Origin of the sequence: Candidatus Pelagibacter sp., from assembly GCF_965262185.1 — a bacterium.
Lineage (GTDB): Bacteria > Pseudomonadota > Alphaproteobacteria > Pelagibacterales > Pelagibacteraceae > Pelagibacter.
In genome coordinates, this window is record NZ_OZ253498.1 from 1,281,956 (window position 1) to 1,306,736 (window position 24,781).

25 protein-coding genes are annotated in these 24,781 nt (G+C 31.4%); 13 read left to right on the forward strand and 12 right to left on the reverse strand.

Features of this window, described 5'->3' with window-relative positions:
• The first annotated feature begins 100 nt into the window (after positions 1–100).
• From ACQY31_RS06975 to ACQY31_RS06990, 4 genes are read left to right on the forward strand one after another with little or no spacing between them, the layout of a single operon-like run.
• Positions 101–1,357: a sarcosine oxidase subunit beta family protein gene (locus ACQY31_RS06975; RefSeq protein ID WP_075506173.1), complete on the forward strand. Its 1,257-nt coding sequence runs from the start codon at positions 101–103 to the stop codon at positions 1,355–1,357.
• Positions 1,358–1,627, forward strand: a complete 270-nt coding sequence (locus ACQY31_RS06980; RefSeq protein WP_428079765.1) for a sarcosine oxidase subunit delta — start codon at positions 1,358–1,360, stop codon at positions 1,625–1,627.
• On the forward strand, positions 1,627–4,623 hold the full coding sequence (locus ACQY31_RS06985; protein WP_428079766.1) for a sarcosine oxidase subunit alpha family protein: 2,997 nt from the start codon (positions 1,627–1,629) through the stop codon (positions 4,621–4,623). The genes ACQY31_RS06980 and ACQY31_RS06985 overlap by 1 nt, the downstream gene beginning before the upstream one ends.
• The gene (locus ACQY31_RS06990; RefSeq protein ID WP_428079767.1) at positions 4,620–5,207 is read left to right on the forward strand and encodes a sarcosine oxidase subunit gamma; all 588 of its coding nucleotides are present in this window, start codon (positions 4,620–4,622) and stop codon (positions 5,205–5,207) included. Before ACQY31_RS06985 ends, ACQY31_RS06990 begins: the two co-directional genes overlap by 4 nt.
• Here ACQY31_RS06990 and ACQY31_RS06995 read toward each other — a convergent pair whose 3' ends face one another.
• The 7 genes from ACQY31_RS06995 to purE all read right to left on the reverse strand — a co-directional run bounded on the left by ACQY31_RS06995 (position 5,208) and on the right by purE (position 9,747).
• A complete protein-coding gene (locus ACQY31_RS06995) occupies positions 5,208–6,059 on the reverse strand; it encodes a DMT family transporter (RefSeq protein ID WP_428079768.1) in 852 nt (283 codons plus the stop codon).
• A 20-nt stretch (positions 6,060–6,079) separates the two neighbouring features.
• Positions 6,080–6,520, reverse strand: coding sequence for a hypothetical protein (locus ACQY31_RS07000; protein WP_428079769.1), 441 nt, complete (start codon positions 6,518–6,520; stop codon positions 6,080–6,082).
• A 3-nt stretch (positions 6,521–6,523) separates the two neighbouring features.
• A complete protein-coding gene (locus tag ACQY31_RS07005; protein WP_428079770.1) occupies positions 6,524–7,270 on the reverse strand; it encodes an aspartate/glutamate racemase family protein in 747 nt (248 codons plus the stop codon).
• 137 nt (positions 7,271–7,407) lie between these two features.
• Complete coding sequence (locus tag ACQY31_RS07010; protein WP_075506166.1) at positions 7,408–7,614, reverse strand: cold-shock protein; 207 nt, start codon at positions 7,612–7,614, stop codon at positions 7,408–7,410.
• A 123-nt stretch (positions 7,615–7,737) separates the two neighbouring features.
• Complete coding sequence (locus tag ACQY31_RS07015; RefSeq protein ID WP_428079771.1) at positions 7,738–8,205, reverse strand: GNAT family N-acetyltransferase; 468 nt, start codon at positions 8,203–8,205, stop codon at positions 7,738–7,740.
• A 1-nt stretch (position 8,206) separates the two neighbouring features.
• Positions 8,207–9,253, reverse strand: a complete 1,047-nt coding sequence (locus tag ACQY31_RS07020; RefSeq protein ID WP_428079772.1) for a 5-(carboxyamino)imidazole ribonucleotide synthase — start codon at positions 9,251–9,253, stop codon at positions 8,207–8,209.
• 2 nt (positions 9,254–9,255) lie between these two features.
• Positions 9,256–9,747 (reverse strand): 5-(carboxyamino)imidazole ribonucleotide mutase, encoded by a 492-nt coding sequence (purE, locus tag ACQY31_RS07025; protein WP_428079773.1) that lies wholly within the window; start codon positions 9,745–9,747, stop codon positions 9,256–9,258.
• A 93-nt stretch (positions 9,748–9,840) separates the two neighbouring features.
• On the opposite strand from purE, the gene ACQY31_RS07030 reads away from it, so the two are divergent.
• Genes ACQY31_RS07030 through ACQY31_RS07045 form a run of 4 tightly spaced genes read left to right on the forward strand, consistent with a single transcriptional unit; the run spans position 9,841 to position 13,244 of the window.
• Complete coding sequence (locus ACQY31_RS07030) at positions 9,841–10,806, forward strand: membrane dipeptidase (RefSeq protein WP_428079774.1); 966 nt, start codon at positions 9,841–9,843, stop codon at positions 10,804–10,806.
• Between the two features lie 3 nt (positions 10,807–10,809).
• On the forward strand, positions 10,810–12,471 hold the full coding sequence (locus tag ACQY31_RS07035) for a hypothetical protein (RefSeq protein WP_428079775.1): 1,662 nt from the start codon (positions 10,810–10,812) through the stop codon (positions 12,469–12,471).
• A 1-nt stretch (position 12,472) separates the two neighbouring features.
• On the forward strand, positions 12,473–13,084 hold the full coding sequence (locus tag ACQY31_RS07040) for a DUF3726 domain-containing protein (protein ID WP_428079776.1): 612 nt from the start codon (positions 12,473–12,475) through the stop codon (positions 13,082–13,084).
• Complete coding sequence (locus ACQY31_RS07045) at positions 13,077–13,244, forward strand: hypothetical protein (protein ID WP_428079777.1); 168 nt, start codon at positions 13,077–13,079, stop codon at positions 13,242–13,244. Before ACQY31_RS07040 ends, ACQY31_RS07045 begins: the two co-directional genes overlap by 8 nt.
• Here the strand turns inward: ACQY31_RS07045 and ACQY31_RS07050 are convergent.
• The 5 genes from ACQY31_RS07050 to ACQY31_RS07070 form a co-directional block, all read right to left on the reverse strand.
• Positions 13,241–13,786, reverse strand: coding sequence for a hypothetical protein (locus tag ACQY31_RS07050; protein ID WP_428079778.1), 546 nt, complete (start codon positions 13,784–13,786; stop codon positions 13,241–13,243). The two genes, ACQY31_RS07045 and ACQY31_RS07050, sit on opposite strands and share 4 nt — an antisense overlap.
• 149 nt (positions 13,787–13,935) lie before the next feature.
• Complete coding sequence (locus ACQY31_RS07055) at positions 13,936–15,294, reverse strand: aminomethyl transferase family protein (protein ID WP_428079779.1); 1,359 nt, start codon at positions 15,292–15,294, stop codon at positions 13,936–13,938.
• Positions 15,287–16,015: a methylenetetrahydrofolate reductase gene (locus ACQY31_RS07060; RefSeq protein ID WP_428079780.1), complete on the reverse strand. Its 729-nt coding sequence runs from the start codon at positions 16,013–16,015 to the stop codon at positions 15,287–15,289. Before ACQY31_RS07060 ends, ACQY31_RS07055 begins: the two co-directional genes overlap by 8 nt.
• A 62-nt stretch (positions 16,016–16,077) precedes the next feature.
• Entirely contained in the window at positions 16,078–16,962 is an 885-nt protein-coding gene (locus ACQY31_RS07065) for an ABC transporter permease (RefSeq protein ID WP_428079781.1), read from the reverse strand.
• A 52-nt stretch (positions 16,963–17,014) separates the two neighbouring features.
• The gene (locus ACQY31_RS07070; protein ID WP_428079782.1) at positions 17,015–18,025 is read right to left on the reverse strand and encodes a glycine betaine ABC transporter substrate-binding protein; all 1,011 of its coding nucleotides are present in this window, start codon (positions 18,023–18,025) and stop codon (positions 17,015–17,017) included.
• A gap of 275 nt (positions 18,026–18,300) precedes the next feature.
• On the opposite strand from ACQY31_RS07070, the gene ACQY31_RS07075 reads away from it, so the two are divergent.
• Genes ACQY31_RS07075 through ACQY31_RS07095 form a run of 5 tightly spaced genes read left to right on the forward strand, consistent with a single transcriptional unit; the run spans position 18,301 to position 24,779 of the window.
• Positions 18,301–19,479, forward strand: coding sequence for an aromatic ring-hydroxylating oxygenase subunit alpha (locus ACQY31_RS07075; RefSeq protein WP_428079783.1), 1,179 nt, complete (start codon positions 18,301–18,303; stop codon positions 19,477–19,479).
• A gap of 11 nt (positions 19,480–19,490) precedes the next feature.
• A complete protein-coding gene (locus ACQY31_RS07080; protein ID WP_428079784.1) occupies positions 19,491–20,531 on the forward strand; it encodes a homocysteine S-methyltransferase family protein in 1,041 nt (346 codons plus the stop codon).
• A complete protein-coding gene (locus ACQY31_RS07085; protein ID WP_428079785.1) occupies positions 20,531–22,936 on the forward strand; it encodes a GcvT family protein in 2,406 nt (801 codons plus the stop codon). The genes ACQY31_RS07080 and ACQY31_RS07085 overlap by 1 nt, the downstream gene beginning before the upstream one ends.
• Positions 22,936–23,565 (forward strand): class I SAM-dependent DNA methyltransferase, encoded by a 630-nt coding sequence (locus ACQY31_RS07090; RefSeq protein ID WP_428079786.1) that lies wholly within the window; start codon positions 22,936–22,938, stop codon positions 23,563–23,565. Before ACQY31_RS07085 ends, ACQY31_RS07090 begins: the two co-directional genes overlap by 1 nt.
• Positions 23,562–24,779: a M24 family metallopeptidase gene (locus ACQY31_RS07095; protein WP_428079787.1), complete on the forward strand. Its 1,218-nt coding sequence runs from the start codon at positions 23,562–23,564 to the stop codon at positions 24,777–24,779. Before ACQY31_RS07090 ends, ACQY31_RS07095 begins: the two co-directional genes overlap by 4 nt.
• The last annotated feature ends 2 nt before the right edge of the window (positions 24,780–24,781 follow it).

Below are 24,781 nucleotides of genomic sequence, written 5' to 3' on the forward strand. Positions count from 1 at the left end.
TTCCCATAATAATTATCTTATTTGAGATTTTTCGAAACTTCTAAAATATATATATAAAAAAAATAAGAACTATTTAAATTCATTAATATAAAATTCTAGCATGCAAAAGTATTCTATTTTTAGCTTAGTTAAAAATGCACTAACAGGTCATCAAAATTGGGATTTAGCTTGGAAAGACCCGAATCCTAAAGAAGAGTACGATGTTGTTATCATCGGAGGCGGTGGCCATGGTCTAGCTACCGCATATTATCTAGCTAAAGAGCATCAAATTACAAAAGTAGCCATCATTGAAAAAGGATGGATTGGCGGTGGAAACGTTGGTCGTAACACTACAATTATCAGATCAAACTACATGCACGATGAAAATGGTCTTTTCAGTGAGTTTGGAATGGATCTATGGAGAAAGATGAGTCAGGACTTAAATTACAACGTAATGTTTTCTCCAAGAGGAATTATTAATCTTGCACACTCAGATGCACAAATGAATGCATATGCAAGAAGAGGAAATTCAATGAGATTAAATGGAATTGATGCAGTTCTTTTAAACAGAGAAGAAGTAAAAGAATTAATTCCAATGGCTGACTTTTCAGATAATGTAAGGTTTCCAATCTTTGGTGGATTGATGCAACCAAGCGCTGGAACCGCTCGTCATGATGCAGTAGCTTGGGGGTACGCTCGTCAAGCAGACTCAATGGGTGTTGATATAATTCAAAATTGTGAAGTAACAGGTTTTGATGTTTCTGCAGGAAAAATAAAAGGAATAAGAACATCGAGAGGAAATATCAAAGCAAAGAAAGTTGGTCTATGCGTTGCAGGTAGTACAAATATTTTAGCAGAAAAATTAAATATGACTTTACCAATTGAAACTCATCTTTTACAAGCTTGTGTTTCTGAACCAGTGAAACCAGTTTTAGATAAAGTTGTAACTTTTGGTGCAGGTCATTTTTATATTAGTCAATCAGATAAAGGAGAAATGGTAATGGGTGGAGACCTCGATGGTTACAATAGTTATGCTCAAAGAGGTAATCTTCCAACCTTACAACATGTTTTAACTGAAGGAATTGCGATGATGCCATTTTTAAGTAAATTAAAAATGCTAAGAACTTGGGGTGGGATCATGGACATGTCAATGGATGGTTCACCAATAATTGATAAAACTCACATCGAAGGTTTATATTTAAATTGTGGATGGTGTTACGGAGGTTTTAAAGCAACTCCAGCATCAGGATGGACATTCGCACATACAATTGCTCAAGATAGAGTACATGAATTAAATGCAGGATATAGTTTGAATAGATTTAGCACTGGTCATCTTATTGATGAAAAAGGTCTTGGTACAAAAACTTGGATTTCATAAATGTTACATATTAAATGCCCACATTGTGGAATGAGATCGCAAAATGAATTTTCGTATGGTGGTGATGCAACTGTTAAAAGACCTGAGCTAAATAAAGAAGTTACTGATCAGGAGTGGGATAATTTTGTATATAACAGAGTAAGCCCTAGAGGAAAACATTTAGAACTTTGGCAGCATTTATCTGGTTGCAGACAATGGATTAAAGTTGAGAGAGATACCGTAACCCATGAAATTTTTAAAACTTATAAAGCTAACGAAGAAATTGCTTAATGACTAAGAGTTATCGAATAGAAACAGGTGGCTTAATAAATAGAAATAAAAAAATTTCTTTTAAGTTCAACGGTAAATCTTATTTTGGTTATGAAGGTGATACATTAGCTTCAGCTTTACTGGCAAATGGAGTTCATTTAGTAGGTAGAAGTTTCAAATATCATAGACCTAGAGGGTTTTTTGGTGCAGGAGTTGATGAACCTTATGCAGTTGTTCAACTTTATAGAAATGGTGAAACTGAGCCAAATATTAAAGCAACTGAACAAGAATTATTTGAAGGATTAGAGGCAAGCAGTGTTAATTGTTGGCCAAGTGTCAACTTTGATATTGGAGCAATAAACAATTTTTTAAAAATATTTTTACCTGCTGGATTTTATTACAAAACTTTTATGTGGCCAAAAAGCTTTTGGTATAAAATTTATGAGCCATTTATAAGAAAAGCAGCTGGATTAGGTGTAGCTTCAACAAAGCATGACAAAGAAAGATACGAACATAAATATGAGTACTGCGATCTTTTAATTGCTGGTTCTGGACCATCAGGTTTAGCGAGCGCTTATGCTGCAGCCAAAAATGGAGCCAAAGTTATTTTAGCTGAAGATAAACCAAGATATGGCGGCTCATTATTAACGAGTGATGTGAATATCGGTAACCAATCCGGAAAAGATTGGGCAGATGGTATTATTTCAGAATTGAAACAGATGCCGAATGTAATTGTAAAAAATAGATCTCAAGTTTTTGGATACTATGATCACAATATGTTAGTAATGTCTGAAAAAGTTAGTGATCATTTACCTAAAACTAAAAAATATCATCCAAACAAAAGACTATGGTACATCAGAGCAAAAGAAGTTCTAATTTCATCTGGTTCAATTGAAAGACCAATTGTTTTTGGAAACAATGATACGCCTGGTGTAATGCTTTCATCTGCAGCTAAAGAATATTTAAAAGTTTATGGTGTCTTGGTTGGAAAGAAACCTTTAGTATTTACAAACAATGATAGTGGTTATGAAACTGCAATTGAATTTAAAAAACACGGAGTTGAGCCTATAGTTTTAGATTCAAGATTTAATCCACAATCAGAAATTATTGATGAAGCGAAAAATTTAGGAATTAATATTAAAAATTCACATGTAGTAGTTGCAGCACAAGGTTATAAAAAAGTAAAATCAGCAGATATAGCAACTATTTCTGAAGATAAGAAAACACTTGGCAAAATAGAAAATATAAATTGTGATTGCATATGTGTTTCTGGATTTTGGACACCTACAATTCATTTAGCATCACAATCAGGAAACAAAACCAAATTTAATGAAGAGATAGACGCGTTTGTTCCAGGAGTTTCAAAACAAAATGAAACAACTTTGGGAGCTGCAAATGGTATATTTACACTAGAAGAAACTTTAAAAACATCATTTGAAAAAGGAAAAGAATTATCAAAAAAAATTACTGAGAAAGATAATGAAATATCTATTCCAAATGTAGTTGAAAAAAAATATTCTAAACATGATAAGTTTTGGTGCGTTCCATTACCAAAAGGTAAAAGTTATAAAAGATTTTTAGATTTTCAAAATGATGTTGCTGTTTCTGATGTAGAGATTGCTTTAAGAGAAGGTTATAGATCAATCGAACACGTAAAAAGATATACCACTTTAGGTATGGCAACAGACCAAGGAAAAACAAGTAATTTAAATGGATTGCAATTAGTTTCTGAGATTGAAAATAAAGTTGTTCCGTCCGTTGGCCACACAACTTTTAGACCTCCTTATACACCTATTTCTATCGGGGCTATCGTTGGTAGAGAAGTAGGAAAACATTCAAAACCAACAAGAAAATCTCCAATTCACAGTTGGCATGAAGAGCATAACGCTGTTTTTGTTGATGCAGGAGTTTGGTTAAGACCAAGATATTATAAAAGAGGAAACGAAACTTTGTTTGAAGCATCAAAAAGAGAAGCGAAAAATGTAAGAACAAATGTTGGTGTTTGTGACGTAACAACCCTTGGTAAGATTGATATTAAGGGGCCAGATGCTGCAGAATTTTTAAACAGAGTATACACAAATGCATGGTTGAAGTTACCTGTTGGAAAAGCAAGATATGGAGTGATGTTAAGAGAAGATGGGATAGTGATGGATGATGGTACAACTACTAGAATTTCAGAAAACCACTATCACATGACAACAACTACTGCTCAAGCAGCTAATGTGCTTTCACATTTGGAGTATTATTTGCAACTTGTTTGGCATGAACTTAATGTAAATGTAGTTTCAACAACTGAGCAATGGGCAGGAGCTGCCATAGCTGGCCCTAAATCAAGAGATTTATTACAGAAATTGTTTCCTAAAACAGATGTATCTAATGAAGGTCTTCCGTTTATGGGATATGTCGAGGGTGATTTATTTGGAGTTAAAGCAAGAATTTTCAGAATTTCATTCTCAGGTGAATTAGCTTACGAAGTTAATGTAGGGTCTGATAACGGAAGATTTATGTGGGAAAAAATAATTGAACTTGGAGAAGAGTTTGAAATTCAACCGTATGGAACTGAAGCATTATCTACACTTAGAATCGAAATGGGGCACGTTGCAGGTTCTGAATTAGATGGAAGAACAATTCCTTACGACAATGCTTTAGAAGGGTTATTGAGTAAAAAGAAAGATTTTATTGGAAAAAGATCATTGCAGAGAGCAGCTTTTGTTGCTGAAGATAGACAGCGAATTGTTGGCGTTGTCCCATTGGATAAAAAAACCAGTATTCCAGAAGGATCACATTTAGTTAAAGATGCTAATGCACCTTTGCCAAATAAAAAATTAGGCCATATCTCAGCTTCTTGTTGGAGTGTTGAGTATGATAATCCGTTTTCATTAGCAATATTAAAGGATGGAAAAAATATGATTGGAGAAAAATTATTTGTAATGTCTCCATTAAAAAACAAAGTTATTCCAGTAGAAATAGTTTCTTCACATTATGTTGACCCTAAAGGAGAGAGAGTTAGATCATGAGTTCACTTTCAGCTTTAAATAATGTGCATGCAAAAGGTCAATTTGGAGATTTTGAAGGTAAAGATGATAAAAGTTTACTTTCAATATCTGAAACCACTAATTTATTAATTGTACAGATAGTTCAGTATAAAAGGTCAAACTTATCATTAGATAATATTCAAATAGATGGTTTAAATTTAATAGATAATCCTTCTTCTGTAAGCTCTAATGATAATACGAGAATACTTTGGAATGGACCAAGAAATTGGCTTTTAGTTTCTAAGAAACATGACCTTTTAAAAGAAATTGAGCAAAAATTTAATGATAATGAATTTGCAATAACAGACATATCTCATTCAAAAGCAATAATTGAAATTGAAGGTAAGGAGGCTAAGGAAGTTTTAAAAAAAGGATGCCCATTTAATTTTGGTGAGCTAGAAAAAAATCAATGTTTAAATTCTACTTACAACGGAATGTCGGTTACTATTGATATGCTTGATGATAATCCAGATAAATTTAGAATATTTGGACTAAGAAGTTTTGGCGAGTCTCTTTATCATTCAATAACAGATGCATCATTAGAGTTCGGATATATTGCAAAGTAATTATTTATCTCTAGTTGCAATATAAACACCTATAGTCGTGATTAAAAATCCTAAAAGATCTAAATTAGATAATTTTTCGTTTAAAAATAACCATGCCATAAATGCAGATGTTGGTGGAATTAAAAAAAATATTGAAACTGTTTTACTTGCAGAATTATTTTTAATTAAGAACATAAGTATTGTGAATGCTCCAAAGGATACTAAAAAAATTTGATGACTCATTGCAATTATAAATGTTTTTGAAAATTCAATGTATGGATCAGCAAAGAAAATTATAATTAATAAATGAAATGAAAAACCCCCTAGTGCTTGGTTCATATTACTTACTGATAAGGGTAGGTTGTTGCTTATTGTTTTTTGCCAAAGAGTTGAACTTGTTATTGCTAGCAAAGCAATAATGGTTGCAATTAATCCAGCAGTTGGAATTTTTGATCCAATTTCAAAACCTAGAACCAATGATGCTCCAATAAATCCTAACAAAACACCTATCCATTGTTTAACAGAAACTTGCTCTTTTAGTATTGGTCCACTTAAAGCGTTAGTTAGTATTGGTTGAAGTGTTACAATTAAAGCAGCAAGGCCAGTAGGCATTCCAATAGAAATTGAATAAAAAACACCTCCTAAATAAAACCCATGAAAAAGAACTCCACTAAAAAAAGATTGTAAAAAATTTTTTTTACTCACAATTATTTTCTGTCTTGAATAGATAGAAAAAATTAAAAAACCAAATGCTACAAGTGCAAATCTAAAAGCTAACGCAGCAAAAGGATCGCTGTAATCAATGATTGGTTTTGTAGTTATGAATGCTGATGACCAAAGTAAGATAAATATAAATGGGAATACCTTAATCACTGTAGTTAATAATCTAAAATTTAATCAATTAAATTTAATTTAATTAAATTTTTTTGCTTAGTTTCTTTGCACCACATCTCATAACTTTCACAAACTCTCCAAAGATGATTGAAGGCTCTTTGAGATAATTCTAAAGGGAAATGAGTTTTTGTATAATACAATTTTGGTATTTTGAGCAAAAATTTAACCATAGAGTCTTTTTGAATATCTAAAAGTCTAAGTGTTTCTTCATTAATTTTCTTACCCGTAATTTTATCAATAAAATCATTATTTTTTAATTCTGATATCCAATTTTCATGAAATTCTCCTGAGCTAATAAAATCATAATCTTTTGTTGTCATGAAAATTTCAAATGCTTGAATGTTATTAACTTCAGGATTTTGGTTTTTTATCTCAATTATTTTTGAATAAATTAATTCAGCAACTCTTAGAACGTAGGGCTTATCAATTTTAGTTGTCACGGTTTATCTTTTGTGCTTCTGCATTGCAGAATGAGCAAGAATTAAATTTGGATCTAAAAATATCTTTGAAGATTTAACATTTTTGAATGATTTAAAGGCGAAAATTGCAATCGGCAACTCAGTACAGCCTAAAATTATTTTTTTACATTTCATTTTTATCAAATATTTTATAGCCGGTTTAATAGCTTTTTCAGCAGCTCTAACATTACCCATTTTTACAAATTTGATTGCTTTGTTTACTGAGTTTTTTTGAAGATTTTCAGATGGGTTAACTAATTGATAGTTCTGATCAAAAAATTTATTATACACTCCAGTTTTTAAAGTACCTTCTGTTGCCAATAAACCAACTTTTGAATTTTTTTTACAATTCTTTTTTGTAAATTTAAATACTTCTTTGGGCATGTTTATAATTGGGATATTTATTTTTTTTTGGAGATCATCAAACCAATAATGTGCTGTATTACATGGGATAACAATAAATTTGCATTTATTTTTTTCTAATAACTTACAACCTTCAAGAAGACTTTTTAAAACTTTATTATATTTAGTTTTATTAGATTTGTTTGTATTTATATTTGATAAGTTTTTTGTTTGAGTACCTATAGACTCTGGTCTTCCAGGAATATTTGATTTGTTATACAAAACAAATAAAGGATACTCTTGATCAATTTTACCTCTATTCAGTACTGCAAGTTTATTACAAAAATCAAGACCAGCTTGAGTACCCATTCCACCTAAAATTCCGATCATAAATTTATTATTATCTTAAATACAACTTATATAATTAATTTCTTTGACTAAAAGTTGTTTTTTATAAGATTTGGTATTGGCTGAATAAAATTATTTATTAAAAAATAAAATTTTTTCAGCCAATAGGAAGTGTGAAATTATGCAGTTTTTAAGTTAACTGCTGAAGGACCTTTGGGACCATCTTCAACATCGAAAGTCAAAGCTTGACCCTCATCTAAACCGTTCATACCAGCATCTCTTACTGCTGAAACATGTACAAACACATCTTTTTCTTTGTCTTCTCTTTCAATAAAACCAAAACCTTTGGTTGGATTGAACCATTTTACTTTACCTGTTAGACTCATATTATTTCTTCTTACTTTTTGTTATGTTAATTATTACTTAAAATTTATAATTAAGTAATTCAGGCTTTCTTTAGATTTTAATGGGTTTTGTCAACAAAATAGAGAAATTATCTAAATTTATTGTCAATCTGTAGCAATCAATTTAGTCAAATAAACAGAATTAACATCTTCTTTATAATGAGCAAAAGGTTCACAAGGCTCAAAACCACATGATTTAAAGAGTTTTCTAGCTGGAATAAAAAAATCTCCAGCACCTGTTTCAATACTTAATCTTTTAATATCTAATTTTTTTGCCTCACTAATTAGATGATTAACAACAGTTACACCGTGTCCTTTTTTTCGAAAATTATCATGAATTCTGATTGATTTAAATTCTCCATGTCCTTTATCTAAAAATTTTAGTGCACCACATCCCATTAATTGATCATCATGATATAAACTCCAGAATTTAATCGATGGAACTTTAAGACCTGGAATGTCTAAAACATGAGCACTTCCCTCTGGTGAGGCAGCTCTTAGTTCAACAAAATGCTTGGTTAAAAGCTTATGAACTTCTGGATCATCAAAATTTCCTTCAATTGATTTTAACATTTTATTCCAGAATAGTGATATGACCCATTTTTCTTTTATCTTTAATTTCTTTTTTTAAATAATCAAAAAAGAATTCATTATCTTTCAGTTTTGGAGAATTTCTGTAGTGAGATATTTGATCTCCTAGTAAATTTATCATTTTTGCATTAGATAATTTTTTTAAAGGTATTTGTTCAAGTCCACAAACAGCTCTAATATGATTTTCAAATTGACTTACATTAAAAGCATTAATTGTTAAATGGCCAGAATTATGAACTCTTGGAGCAATTTCATTTACATAAAGATTATCATTTCTATCTATAAAAAATTCTACACATAGAGTGCCCACATACTTAAGTTCTTCAGCAATAAGAATTGCCCAATCTTTAGATTGATTAAATATTTTTTCATTTATATCTGCAGGTATTTTGGAATGTTTTAAGATCTGATCTTCATGGGTATTTTCTATAGGTTCATAAATTTCATATTTATTGTTATTGAACCTAGTTATGATAATGGATATCTCTTTTTTAAGTTTGACTAATTTTTCTAAAATGTATCCTCTTGATAAATCTAATTTAAGATTTTTTAATTCCTCTGTTGATGAAACAGGGTGTTGTCCTTTTCCATCGTAGCCTAGTGTAGTTGTTTTAATTATACCTGGTAAAAAATCTTCAAGAACATCAATATCAGACTGATTTTCAACAGAGACGTATCTAGTGGTTCTTATATTTAATTTATTTACAAAATCTTTTTCAGCTAGCCGATGTTGAATTAATCTATTAACTGAGGGTTTTGGTAATACTGGTTTTAACTTGTTAATATCATTTAATGTTTCATAAGGTATGTTTTCGAATTCATAAGTTACGATATCAACTTTGTTTACAAATTCATTTATTTTTTCTTTATCATCATATTTTGCTCCAATGAATTCATCACAAAAATTCTGTGCTGGCGCTTCTAAATCATCACAAAAAATTATTATTTTTATTCCTAATTTTTTTGCTGCAATTGAAAGCATACTTCCTAATTGGCCGCCCCCAATGATTCCAAGAGTAATATTCGACATTTCTATTTTGGATTTCTTTTAACAGATTTAGTTTGCTTTGATCTCCAATTTTTTAACTTATTTTTGACCGATGAATTATTAATAGCCATTATTTCAGCTGCAAGTAGTGCAGCATTAATGGCACCATCCTCTCCAATTGCTAAAGTGCCAACAGGAATGCCCTTTGGCATTTGAGCAATAGAAAGCAAACTATCTAAACCTTTTAGTTTTTTGCTTTCAATCGGCACTCCTAGAACTGGAATTTGAGTTAATGCAGAAATCATTCCTGGTAAATGTGCCGATCCGCCAGCACCAGCAATAATAACACCAATGTTATTTTTTTCTGCCTTTAATGCAAAATCATACATTCTTTTTGGAGTACGATGAGCTGAAACAATTTTAGTTTCAAACGAAACACCTAATTGTTTAAGAGTTTTTTCTGCTAATTGCATAGTTTTGTAGTCTGATTGACTACCCATAACTATTGAAACTTTTTTATTAGTATTTTTTTTCATGAAAAAATGATCCTAATGTTTATTTCAAAATTCATCAAAAATTTCAATAAAATTAATAGTATTTCAATTTAGATTGATTAATCTTAACTGGTTATGAATTTTAAAATTGATAATTTGCAATATTGCAATTGGTCTAGAAAAATTTTTGAAATAAATCGGGCTGCAGGTTTAGATGCAGTTCATGTAACTATTGTTTACCATGAAGATTATGATGAGTTGTTAACAGAATTAAATAAGTGGGAAAAAATTTTTAAGGAAAATTCTGACCTTATCTTTCTAGGAAAAGATTTTAAGGATATTGAAAAAGCAAAGCTTGAAAACAAAACTGCAATATTTTTTGGTTTTCAAAATTGTTCACCAATTGAAGATGACTTAGGTTTGGTTGAAAAAGTTCATGAACTTGGATGTAGATTTATGCAGCTAACTTATAACAACCAATCTCTTCTTGCTACCGGTTGCTATGAAAAAATTGATAGTGGAGTGACTAATTTTGGAAGAGAAGCAATAAAAGAAATGAATAGGGTAGGTATCGTTATTGATATGTCTCATTCTGCAGAAAAAAGCACTATGGATGCAATTGAAATAAGTGAAAAACCAATTGCGATTACACATGCAAACCCATCTTTTTGGCATGCTGCAAAAAGAAATAAGTCCACAGATTTACTCAAGATGCTAAGTGATAGCGGAGGAATGCTGGGTTTATCTTTGTATCCACATCACTTAAGAGATAATACCAATTGTAGTCTTGATAGTTTTTGTGAAATGGTTGCGAAGACTGCAGAGTTTATGGATGCAAGTAAAATTGGCATAGGATCAGATCTTTGTCTTGATCAACCTGACAGCGTAGTTGAATGGATGAGAAATGGTACTTGGACTAAAACTAAAAATTATGGAGAAGGATCAAAGAACAAACCAGGTTTTCCAAAACAACCTGAATGGTTTGAAGACGCAAGAGGGTTTTCAAATATAGAAAAAGGTCTCAAAAAGATTGGATTTTCAGATGATGAGACACATGGGATACTAGGAAACAATTGGTATAATTTTTATAAATCAATTTAAGTAATGCAAATAGAACTCAGAGATCCAAATACTATTATGAAATTATCCCGTTTGGGATCGTTCCATCAATCTAAATTATCTTTTTTAAGGAGTTTTTTGAATGAATTTAAAGACTGGGAATATAAACAAGATTTATTTAATTTAGATGAAAATGGTTATGGTGAGGCAGTATATTCATTTAAAAAAGACAAAAGAATTTATTCATTAGTTTGTTTTGCAAATCATATCAAAGATGAAGAAAGATCAGACAGGGTTATAGCTACTAAGTGGGATGCAGCCTTTACACTTCATGATGGAGTGCCAGGTAAAAAAGATATTGAAAGATTGAAAAATGAAGTTCCCAAACAAGAAGTCGGAAGACTTTCTTATAAAGAACTTACATTATCAAGAGCAAATAAATCTGTAAGATTATTCAATCATGTAACTGAGAATTTAAGTAAAGGATTACAACCAGATTTAAATTTATTATCAAAAGTTGGATATTTGTACAGAACTACTGCTGTTTATGGATCTGGTAAATTTGGTTTAGCAGATAGGTTTAGAATTAAAAATCGTGAGGAAATTAATGGACCATTTAGATTAGAAATGATGCTGGTTTATCTTGTAAGACAATTTACTTTTGACCAAGTAAATCATGTTGCTTATCACAAGAACCCAACAAAAGCAGTTAAACTAGATGAGAAAATCTCTAAAAATTTAGGTATTGGAAATTCTACTGGATTAGGAATGGCTCCTTTTATTGTAAATCATCCAACACTTTTAAATAACTGGATCTTAAGTAGAGAAAAAGCTTTAAAAAAAATTAGAGAAATTCAAAATGTAAATAAAAAGGATAGTGAACTATTTGTTGATTGTGTAAAAAAATCATTAACAAATATTACAAGCTGGAACACTGATAGCGAATATCAAAAAAATAAAATTAATAATTTAATGAAAGATATTCAAAAATTTTTGAAATTTATTGAGAATGAGTTTGATTTTGCAATAGAGTATCCTTTCAACAATATTTATGAGTGGCTTGAACAAGAAACATGCGAAGAATGTATTGAGTATGTTGTATCCATTATGATGGAACCATATAGTGAAATAACCGAACCTTTAGTAAAAGAAATGAGCTCTGATGAAGAAAAATATTTCAATATACCAGCTCATAGAACTGTAGAAGAGTTAAGAAATATAATTGAGAAAAAATATCCAAATATTTTACAAATAAATTTTGAAAAAAAAGAAAATAATCAAAATTTTTGGTTTATCTCAAAAAACAAAGAAGAGCCAAGATTGGCTGATAGATTTGAAGAACATGGTTCAGAATTAGAACAACCTTTAGCTATAGCAAGAGACATAAAAAAACTTCACGAAATACTATTGGTTTCTAAAAATAGTCAAACTATATCTGATTTTTTAATAAAAAATTCTGAGTTGAGACATATTGTTAGAAGAGTTTTTATAGTTGAAAAATTTCCTTATTCAGAAATTCAAGATAATACAATTGGTAAAAACATAATGCCTATTGATATGTTAAGGTTAAAGCTATCTTTCTTTGGAGCTTTAAAATTTGATCCAAGGTCTGATAAGTGGTTAAGAATTTGTATGTTTCAAGGGGCACCCCTACCTCATGAGTTAAAAAATTACGATGAGCAGTGGGTTTATAAAAATAACATTTAAAATGAGATCATTAAGTGAAATTGAAACTACTGTTAAAAGAGCAACTAAAGCTAGTGGATATTCATGGGGAGTTGCTGAAGAAACAGCAAAGTGTGTAAGATTATTAGAGTCCTTTGGTCTTCCAGGTATCAAACATATAAATAATTATTTTTCTGATAGGAAAGAAAATAGTTTTCAAAATTTAAATCTAATATTAGAAAAAAATCAACCTTCAGCAAAACCTTATTGTCCAATTATCCTTGGAGTTAGTTTTTTAGACCAATCAAAATCTTTAGAGCTCTTAAAAAAAATTGAACTTAATAACGTTGCTTACCCATCAATTTTTTTAGCTTTTTTAAGTAGAGCATCAGAAATTATTGGAAAAAAAATCCAAATAAACCTTGATAAAAAAGAAATTATTTTAAATTTAAACGTCAATATCTACTCAAACATTGCAAATAATGACTTTCCATCTGTCGCAAATAATTTGGAGATCAGTTTTTTAGAAAATATGGATAACTTTTCTGAGGAAGAGTGGAAGAATTTATATAAATTGTCCGAAGATACTTTTGTAGAAGAATCTGAGAGTTTAAAGCAAGGTGGGGCAGGTGCAGGGCTAACAGATAATGACTGATAATTTTGATGAAATTAATGACCAAGACAACAGTGAAGATTTAAATAATATTTGTGATGAATGTAAAGAAGAGGATGAGAGTGTATCTCAAAATTTAATTTTAACTGGCTTTAAAATTTGTAAATCTTGTAGAGTTTCTAAAACTATTTTTCCAATCTAGCTAATCTGATTGACTGGGAGCATGTTCATTCTGCTCATTACAAAAGAAATCGACAAAAATGCAATTATTAAAAATGACAACAGGACAATACCAAAAGATTTAAAATTAGATTTTAAATTTAGAATTTGTTTTGTGGAAATTATTAAACCTGCAAAAATCCAAAATTGAGTAAGAAAAATTATAGGGATCATTAAATCTGGAGTTACTGCAAAAAATCTTAATAATCCAGGAGCATGCGCAAAACCAACTGCAGTTAGCACTTTTTTAAATGATACTTTAGTTTGTTTATCTGGAAAAAGTTTAACACCTATAACAAAAATGAAGATAGCCCATATTAACCAAGTCACTATTGCCGTCAAACCTGACATTCCTATTGCAGTTTTAATGACAGTATTAGCTGCTACTGCACCAGCAACTCCATCTAAAATCATTATTAAGCCTGCAAAATATATTGAGGCTTCACCAAAATTTTTGTTATCAGAATAAAGCGTCTTATCTAATTTTATAGACTTGAAAACTATATTTAAAAATTCACCAAACATTAATTTTTATCTTTTTTATTTCTTTGAGCTTTGTAAGAAACGATTAATGGAAATACTATTAAAGCAATCACAATAATAATGCAAACTGCGATTAAAAACCCTTTTGTCATTGAATTTGGGGGAGTTTAAATAACTCCCCCAGAATAAATTTAGCCTTTTACAACTTCTCTTGTGTTAGCGTTGAAAGACTCTTTGAATGGAATATCCACTACTACAGCATCAACAGGTGTTCCTGGAGTATCTGAATATTGTTCAGGTAGATGAACTTTAAATTTAGTTCCTACTTTTCCTTTTGGAAAACCATTTGCATTTAAAGTTCCATCGAATGGTACATATCCCATTGCAATGTTTTGCTTCTTCTCAGGGTGATACCAAGGAGACGTAATAAATCCTACAGGATCTCCACCACTCTCTGGTGAAATTAACCAAAAGTCAGGCGCATAATCTTCAACTGGCTTCCCACCAAATTCAAGTCCAACCAATTGAAGTTTATATGGTTTTTTTCCTTCTTTTAGTTCAGCACCCATTTTTTCAAGAGCAGCTTTACCTACGTAGTCACCTTTTTTTTGCCATTCACCTTTCCCAGATAATGAAACTTGATAACCTAGATTACATTGGAAAGGATTATGTTGAGCATCCATATCTTGACCCCAAGAAAGAATTCCAGCTTGAATTCTTCTATGGTGCGCTGGTGCAATAACCATTAAGTTATGTGCTTTTCCAGCTGCAAGCACAGCATTCCACATATCTTCAGCATATAAAGTAGAGTTTCTTAGATAAATTTCATATCCAGCCTCTCCTGAAAAACCAGATTGTGAAATTACAACATCTCTTCCTCCAACTTTTGCTTCAGCTAATCCATAGAAAGGCATGTTGTCAAAATCTACTTGATCTCCACACAAATCTTTCATTAATGCTTTTGATTTAGGACCTTGTATTTGAACTGGGCTCACATCAATTTCGTCAATTGTACAATCAAATCTTCCATCTGCATTTACACCTTGAAGATACATTCCAATATCAGAGTCTGATAATGAAAACCAAAATTCATCTTCAGATATTCTTAAAAGAATTGGATCATTTAAAACTCCACCATAAGCATTACATAAAATTACATACCTTGCTCTCATTGGTGAAATTTTAGTTGCATCTCTAGTGATCACATAGTCAGTAAATTTTTCTGCATCTGGACCCTTAACTCTTATTTGTCTTTCAACAGCAACGTTCCACATTGTGACATGGTTTACGATAGCATCGTATTCAACCATCGCTCCACCATCTTCAGGTTTTACATAACCTCTTGGGTGATAAATACGATTGTATACAGTTGCTCTCCAACAACCTGCCTGCATTGATAAATGCCAATAAGGTGATTTTCTTACCCTTGTTGAAATTAACATTTCAACTTTTGTTGGCCCACTTTGTCTTAAGTTGTATGGTACTTCTCTGTCTGATTGATCAACAGAAGTAACATGTTTTAATTTAGTATAGTCAAATTCATTAGACATAACTATTCTCCCTCAACCACTTGTTAGTTTCCTTCAAGCCGCCGAATGTATAAATGTGGAAGTTATCAGTGTGCGATTTAACTTTCCCAATTAAATCATTAGGGTCTTTAGGTTTCAATAAATCCAACGCCTTACTAAAATTAGATTTAAGAAAGTTTAAGGAATTTTTTGCCCCTACGATATTAGCAAATTTAATCAAGCTTGATATTTTTAAGGGCCCAGTGATTCCAACATGCACTGGCACGCTTTGTTTAGAAATAAAATCAATGATAGGCTGAGGATCTAATAACCATTGAGTTACTATATAATCAGCATAAGGCTTTTTATCTGTCATTGCTTTTTCTAAATCTGTGTCGGATATATCAGGACTCCCTTCTGGATGTCCAGCTATTCCTATTTTCATTTTTTCAAAATAACCTGTTTCTAAAAGTTGAAATGAACTATCAAACTTTCCAAGAGGCTCTCTTCCTCCTCCAATAATTAGTGCTTGCTTCACTCCTCCATCTTTGCATCTTGTAACATAATCTTTTAGTTCAATATCATCATGCATTGATCTTGCTGGAAAATGAGGTACAGGGTTAAATCCTTTTTTTACAAGCTCTACTGCTTTATCAGCAGTTTCTCTGTAATCACCCCCAGGTAGCATCGTTATATAAATGTCAGATAAAGCTGGAACTGTATCAACCTCAGTTTTAGGTCCTATTTCCAATGAAAAATTCATAGAGAAGATCTTTATTTATTTTGAAATATGAGTCTAGAAAATTCGATGCAACAAATAATAAATTATTTTATCTGGCCTCTATGCTTTTGGATCCTTCTTCCATATTCTTGAGTGACTCTATCAAAGACAATTGCAAGAGCAACTATTGCTAATCCATTCATCATACCAAGAGCCAAATATTGGTTAGAAACAGCTCTTAATATTGGTACGCCTAGACCTTTTACGCCTATCATAGAAGCAATAACCACCATAGCTAAAGCCATCATTATGGTTTGGTTTACACCAGCAAAAACAGTGGGTAAAGCTAGCGGAATTTGAACAGATTTTAATTTTTGAGTTGTAGTTGCTCCAAAAGCTTCACTAGCCTCTAAAGTCTCTTTATCTACTTCTCTAATACCTAAATTAGTTAATCTAATAATTGGAGGAACTGCATAAACACAAACAGCGATTAATCCTGGAACCTTTCCTATACCTAACAACATTAAAATTGGTATCAAATAAACAAAACTTGGTATTGTTTGCATCATATCCAAAACAGGAAGTATTGTTTTTTCTGCTCTAGAGGATCTAGCCATTACAATTCCTATTGGAATACCAACAACAATACAAATGATTGTACATACAGTAATAATTGCAACTGTTGCCATACAATCTTCCCACATTCCAAAATAACCAATTAACAAAAAAGCAATTGCACTTCCCGTAACTAATTTCCAACTTTTTGAACCCAACCATGCTAAACCACAAATTACTGCAATAATTATTATCCATGGTGTAGATAATAATAATTTTTCTAATGATACTAAAAAAAATAATAATGGATCAAAAAATGCTTCTATATTGTCTCCATATTCTCTTGAAAAATTTCTAAAAGCTAAGTCAATACCTTTTCTTAGCTCCATTTGGGATCTTCTTCCCATTTCTGGAAATTCAGTAAAAAATTCCATAAATATTAAACTTTACGAGCCTATATTAAATAGGCTCGTAATTAAAAGTTAATTATAAACTTTTTTTGATTTTTTTTGCAGCATCAGAAGATACCCACTTAGTCCAAATATCTTCATGCTTAATTAAAAACTCAACTGCAGCATCTGAACCTTTAGCCTGGTTATCAGCCATGTAAACTAACATTTTGTTCATTACTGTACCTGGATAGGTTCTATTTTCAACGTAACCAAGAACATCTTTTCCACCAGTTTTCGCAAAGTTAGCACTTACAATTGAGTTTACCTCAGATTTTGTCCATGCAGTTGGTTTTGGATCTGCACAATCTTGTTCTGCTAAGGTAATGCAATTATCCCAGTTATCTCTTCCTGCAAAAGGAACACCAAAATCTACTGGCTGTAAATTATATTTTCCAACCATTGATGTAGGATTCCAATAATAGCCAAACCACGGCTCACCAGAGTCTGATGCTTTAGCGATAGAACCATCTAAACCTGCAGCTGAACCTGGATCAATAAGTTTCCAACCTTTTTTTTCCATTTCAAACGCTCTGTATAAATTTGCATTAGCTAATTGACATCCCCAACCAGCAGGACATCCCATAAACGCTCCTTTTGATGGATCTTCTTTATCTGGAAATAAATCAGGTCGTTCTAAGATTTGCATTGCTGTCATTCCTTTAAGCTCTGGATGTTTTTCTAAAGCTGCTGGATTTAACCACCAACCTTCTCCTAGACCTGTAATTGGAGCTTTATTTGCAATAATTATTCTTTTTTCACTTACCGCTTTTTTTAGAGGAGTGTAAACTGCATTCGCCCATTGTTCAGGGTTCATGTCAGGTGTTCCTTTGTCATTCATAGAAGTAAATGTAGGCATAGTAGCACCAGGTACTAGTTCTACTTCACATCCATATCCTTCTTCGAGAATGATTTTATCAACGTTTGCCATTAACTCGGCAGATGCCCAGTTTTGTTCGGCTATAACTAATTTTCCACACGCATTTGCAAAAGAAGTCATGCCAAATACTAAAATCGCAGAAAATAGAATTGTTTTTAATTTTTTCATTATATCTCCGTTAGTTAATTTTCGATAAATCACTAGAACATATCAAGGGAAAGATTGCAAATATCTTTCAACCAATAGTTGAAGTTAAATTGTCTTTAAATGTGATTTATTAACAGATAAAGTTTTTTTATGAAATTTTCTGCAAATTTTTTTTTCAAAGAATTTGTTTATATATTAAATTGCAAGACTGTATTTCAACAAATCATTATAAGAGAATCGTAAAATTTAGCTTTATTTAATTCCAACTTAAACAAGGAGGTTAAATAAAAGTTGAAATGAAAAAGTTATCACAAATACTCGATTTAAAAAAAATAAAAGTAGTAAATAAAAATATTCATAAAGCTCATGGTCTACCTAATGAATGCTATACTGATGATGAGTATTTATCTGTTGAAAGAAAAAAAATATTTGAAAACAAATGGGTTGTAATTGGTGTTGGAAGTTCAATACCAAATGTTGGAGACGCAAAACCATTTGATTTATTAGGAATACCATTAATTATTTTAAGAGATAAAAATAATAAAATTAAAGTTTTCCATAATGTTTGTAGTCATAGAGGATACAAAATTCTTCAAGAAAAATGTAAAATTAAAAATGTAATAAGATGTCCTTATCACTCTTGGTCTTATGATATGGGTGGCAAGTTAATAGCCACACCTCATATAGGTGGAATGAATAAACATAGTTGTAATAAATTTAGTAAATCAAAAAGTGGGCTTAAGGAAGTCAGATCACATGTTTGGTTAGATTTAATTTTTGTTAATATAAACAACAATGAAATTGATTTTGAAAAATATATTGAACCTTTAAGTGATAGATGGAAAAAATTCTGGCCAATTAAGGATAGAGATTTAATTGTTTATTCAAAAGATTATGGTTATTTTAATTTAAACGCTAAATGCAATTGGAAATTTGCAATAGAAAATTATTGTGAAAGTTATCATCTTCCTTGGGTTCATCCTGGCTTAAACTCTTACTCAAAAATTGATGACCATTATCATATTCAAGGATTACCTAATCGTTTTGCTGGCCAAGGTACTATGGTTTATAATCCAAGATTTAAAAGTAGTTTAAAATTTCCAACTTTCCCAAACTGGCCAAAAGATCAAGAACATATTGCAGAATACGTTGCTCTTTTCCCAAATGTAATGCTTGGGATTCATAAAGACCATTTTTACGCCTACTGGCTAGAACCAGTAAATAATGAATATACAAAAGAACATATGGAAATTTTTTATGTTGGTAACGAAGCGGCAAATTCGAAAAAATTTAAATCACTTAGAAAACAAAACTTTGAACTTTGGAAAGGAGTTCAAAGTGAAGATTTAAATATAATTGAGGGCATGCAGGATGGCAGAAAGTCACCATCTTATAATGGGGGAAATTTTTCACCTGTGATGGATAATCCCACCCATCATTTCCACAAATGGGTTGCAAACAATATAATGAAATGAAAGGATAAATTATGAAAAAAGATCTTATTACTAGATTAAATGAAGGCCCAATAATGTGTGCTGAAGGATATCTTTTTGCAATGGAAAGAAGAGGATATTTATCAGCAGGTCCTTTTGTTCCAGAAGTAGTTTTAGAACATCCGGAAGTAGTAACTCAGTTACATAGAGAATTTATTAGAGCGGGATCTGATGTTGTTCAAGCATTTACTTATTACGGTCATAGAGAAAAGCTCAGAATAATTGGTAAAGAACATTTGTTAGAACCAATGCAAAAAGGTGCTCTTAAAATTGCAAAAGATGCTGCTGCTGAGTTTAAAGATTTAGATCTTATGGTTTGCGGAGACGTGGCTAATACAAATGTATTTGATCCAGGGGATCCTAATACTCACAAACAATGTCAACAAATGTATGAAGAACAAGTAGCTTGGGCAAAAGAGGCTGGTGTTGATTTTGTAATAGCAGAAACAATAAATTGGACAGAAGAAATGAAAATAGCATTAAAAGCAATTAAGGATGCAGGACTTATTGCAGTTTGTAATTTTGCAATTCCTAGAGGGGATAAAACTAGAGAAGGACATAGTGCCGAGGATGCATGTAAGATGATGGAGGATCTGGGTGCTGATGTTGTTGGATTGAATTGTTACAGAGGACCTGAAATGACAATGAAATTATTAAAAAAGGTTAGAGAAAAAGTTTCATGTCATGTTGCTGGACTTCCAGTACCTTACAGAACAACAGAGGAAGAACCTGGTTTCTTAAATATCACTGATCATGGTTGCGACTGTATTCCAGGTGGAAATGCATTCCCAGTAGCTTTAGATAATTTGTTTTGTAACAGATTTGAAATGGCAGAGTTTGCAAAAGATTGTGTAAAAAATAAAATAAATTTTATTGGTATATGTTGTGGAGCAGAAGCACATCACGTAAGAGAAATGTCAGTTGCAATTGGAAAGAAACCAATTTCAATGAAATATATGCCAGACATGAGCAAACATTTCCATCATGGCACAGATAAATCTCTAAAAAAAGTGAATAAGGAAATTAAATACTAATGGAAAAGCATGCGAAGGTAGTAATCATAGGAGGTGGTGTAGTAGGGTGCTCTATTCTTTATCATTTATCTAAATTTGGATTGAAGGATTGTATCTTGCTTGAAAGAAATGAGCTTACTTCCGGTTCATCTTGGCATGCAGCAGGAAATGTTCATGTAATTTCATCTGATCCAAATATTTCTAGGATGATGGCTTACACGATTGGCCTTTATAAAGAGATAGAAAAAGAGTCTGGTCATTCTGTTGGCTTTAAACCCAGTGGAGGATTTTATTTAGCATCAAATGAGGTGTGGGCTGATTATTTAAAAAGAGAAAGATCAAAAGCACGATATATGGGACTTGATCAAGAATTTATTTCTCTAGAGGAAGTGAAAAAGAAAAATCCTTTAATTGATCCATCTCGATACTTGTTAGCTTTATGGGACCCTATTGATGGTGAAGTTGATCCATCAGGAGTTACATACGCTTTTGCAAAAGCGGCAAAAGTTCATGGTGGAAAATATTACACTCACACAGTTGTTAAAGATACGAAACAAAAAAAAGATGGATCATGGGAAGTGTTTACTGACAAAGGAAACATTAATGCAGAAATTGTTATTAATGCAGGAGGACTTTGGGCAAGAGAAGTTGGACTATTAGCTGGATTAAATCTTCCTGTACAACCAATGGAGCACCATTATTTAATCACTGAACCTATTCCAGAAGTTGAGGCAATGGGTGACCAAAGATTGCCAATTGGAACAGATTTTGAGGGAAATATTTACTTTAGACAAGAAGGAAAAGGAATGTTGCTTGGAACCTATGAACCAAAGTCAACTCCCTGGAAAGTAGAGGGAACACCAATGAATTTTGGTCACGAGTTGCTTGAGCCAAAGTTAGATAATATTGAAGATAGACTGGCAATTGGTTTTGAGAGAATGCCAGCTTTAGAGCGGGCAGGAATAAAAAATATAGTTAATGGACCTTTTACTTTTGGTCCAGATGGAAGTCCTCTTATTGGTCCAGTACCAGGAATGAAAAATTATTGGGTTGCTGTTGGGGTTATGGCTGGTTTTTGTCAAGGTGGTGGTGTTGGAAAGTGTGTAGCAGAATGGATTATTGACGGAGAACCATCAATAGATGTTTGGGCAATGGATGTTGCAAGATTTGGAGATTATGCATCACCTCAATATGGAACAATAAAATCCTCAGAAAATTATGAGCGAAGATTTATTATGACTTTTCCAAATGAAACTTTACCAAAGGGAAGAAAACAAAAAACTACTGCGCTGTATGATCGTTTTGTAAATCAAGGTGCTGTTATGGGAGATAGCTTTGGATTAGAAAATGTTTTGTGGTTTGCAAATAATAAAGAAGATGCTCATGAAGAGCCTACTATTAAAAGATCAAGATCACATGACTATGTTTCAAAAGAAGTTATTAATGTAAGAGAAAATGTCGGTTTAATCGAAGTTGCCAACTTTTCAAAACATGAATTCAAAGGTCCTGATGCTAGAAAATTTTTAGATCACATAATGGCTGGAAGACTTCCAAAGCCAGGAAGAATATCTTTATCCCCAATGTTGTCATATAGAGGAAAGTTATGTGGTGATTTAACGGTTGCTTGTTTAGATGAAAATGAATTTATGGTTTTTGGTTCTGGTGCTGCTCAAGAAATGCATAGACGTTGGTTTGAGAGTCATTTAGATAAATTTAATTTAAGTTATTCTAATAGATCTGATGAGTATCATGGATTGTCCATTGCAGGACCTAACTCAAGAAAAGTTTTAGAAAAAATTGTAAGAGACGATGTTTCAAATGAAAAATTTAAATTTAGAGATTCAAGAAGAATGTTTGTTGGTGGAGTTCCAGCATTAGTAAATAGAATTTCATTTACAGGTGAACTTGGTTATGAAATTTATGTAGCACCACATTATCAATTAAAATTATATGAAGAATTAATGGAGGCTGGAAAAGAATTTAATATCAAACCCTTTGGTGGAAGAGCATTAATGTCAATGAGGTTGGAAAAAAATTGGGGAGCTTGGACTTTAGATTATAGACCAGATTTTACAGCAAAGGAGACAGGTTTAGATGCTTTTATTAATTGGGATAAAGAGTTTATTGGTAAAGAAAGTGCACAAAAAGAAAATTCCTCAAATAAACTCATACCATTAATTGTTGAAACAAATGATATTGATGTAACAAATAATGAAGCTGTTATGAATGGAGATCAAAGTATTGGTTATGTAACTTCAGGTGGTTTTGCTCATTTTATAAATAAAAGTGTAGCATTTACTTTTGTTGATCAAAAAAACATTAATTCTGAAAATAAAATTCAAGTAGAGATAAATGGAGATTTATTTAATTGTTCAATAATTAAAGAACCACTTTATGATCCAAGTGGTCAAAAAATGAGAAGCTAATGGCTCAAAAAGACGTAGGAAACAAAATTCCAATTTATAAACTTAAAACTACCGATGAGGTTATGAAGTATTACGATGAGTGGGGAGACAAAGATAAGTATAATAAAGACATGGTTGATTGGAACTATACAGGACCTAAAGAAACCGCAGAAACATTTAACAAACATGAAAAAAATAAAGATACTTTAATTTTTGATGCTGGATGTGGAACAGGTTTAGTTGGTTTGGAGCTTAAAAAATACAGTTTTAAAAATTTTCATGGAGCCGATTTATCACAAACTTTACTAGATACTGTACCAAAAGATCTTTATCAAAAATTAATAAAGGTAGATTTAAATCAACCAATAGAAGTTGAGGACAACTTCTATGGTGGAGTGATGTGCGTTGGAACATTTACTTTTGGTCATGTAAAACCTAATGCATTAGATGAGTTTATAAGAATAACAAAACCAGGAGGATTGATTTGCTTTACTATAAATGAAGGAATTCATGAAGAGTATGGTTTTGATAAAAAAATTGATTTACTAAAAAAAAATAATAAATGGGAAGAAGTAGAATTTTTTAAATCTGATTATATTGCAAGCAAAGATGTGAATGCTTGGTTGGGTATTTATAAAGTTACAACATGAGTTCAGAATTTGTTTCAAATAAATTAGATATTACAAATAATGATATTAAAAAACTAAGGTCTTACAGGTTAAGTTCGTTAAGAACCCAAATGGAATTAAACAATATAGATGCCTGTATATTGAGCGATGCAGTAAACATAAGATATGCAACAGATGCCAGAAATATGCAAATATTTACTTCTAGAAATTCACCTTCTAGATATTTAATTTTAACAAATAATAAATCTATTCTTTTTGAGTTTAAGGGCTGTGAACACTTGTCAGATCATTTATCCACTATTGACGAGATAAGAACTTCTTCAACAGCTTCATTTGTTGCAAGTGGTCACAATATAAAAATTAAAGAAAAAGAATGGGTAAAGGACATTTCAAATACATTGATTAATTTAATTGGAGCAAAAAAAACTATAGGTCTCGAACGCATGAATGCTGCAATAGGAATTGGTTTGCAGGAAAATGGATTTAAAGTGGTTGACGCACAGTTACCTATAGAGCTAGCAAGATCTATAAAATCTGATGAGGAAATTATTTGTATAAAAAATTCTTTAATAGCAACTGAGAACGCAATTTGTGAATTAAAAGAGTCTTTGATGCCGGGTATTTCAGAAAACCAACTTTGGTCTATTTTTTATAAATCAATTATTGAACAAGATGGAGATTATTGTGAGACTCGACTTCTTTCCTCAGGTGAAAAAACTAATCCGTGGTTTCAAGAGACAGGTAAAAAAATAATAAATCAAAATGAATTGGTTGCATTTGATACAGATGTAGTCGGTTGCTATGGTTATTATAGTGATTTTTCTAGAACCTTTCATAGTGGCCCTGATGATCCAACAAAGACGCAAAAAGAACTTTATAATATTGCAAAAGATCAAGTAGAGCATAACATTAATATTATAAAAGAGGGCATGAGTTTTAAAGAATATTCAGAAAAAGCTTGGAATATTCCAGATAAATATCGAGCCAACAGATATTATCTGTCTGCTCATGGTTGTGGCATGACAGGTGAATATCCATATCTTTATCATAAAAATGATTACCAAGAATCTGGTTATGATGGAATAATTAAAAACAATATGACATTATGTGTAGAAAGTTACATTGGAGAAAAAGATGGAAAAGAGGGAGTTAAATTAGAACAACAAATATTAGTTAAAAAAAATAAAATTGAAATCTTGTCAAAATTCCCTTTTGAAAAAAAATTTTTAAATTAAAC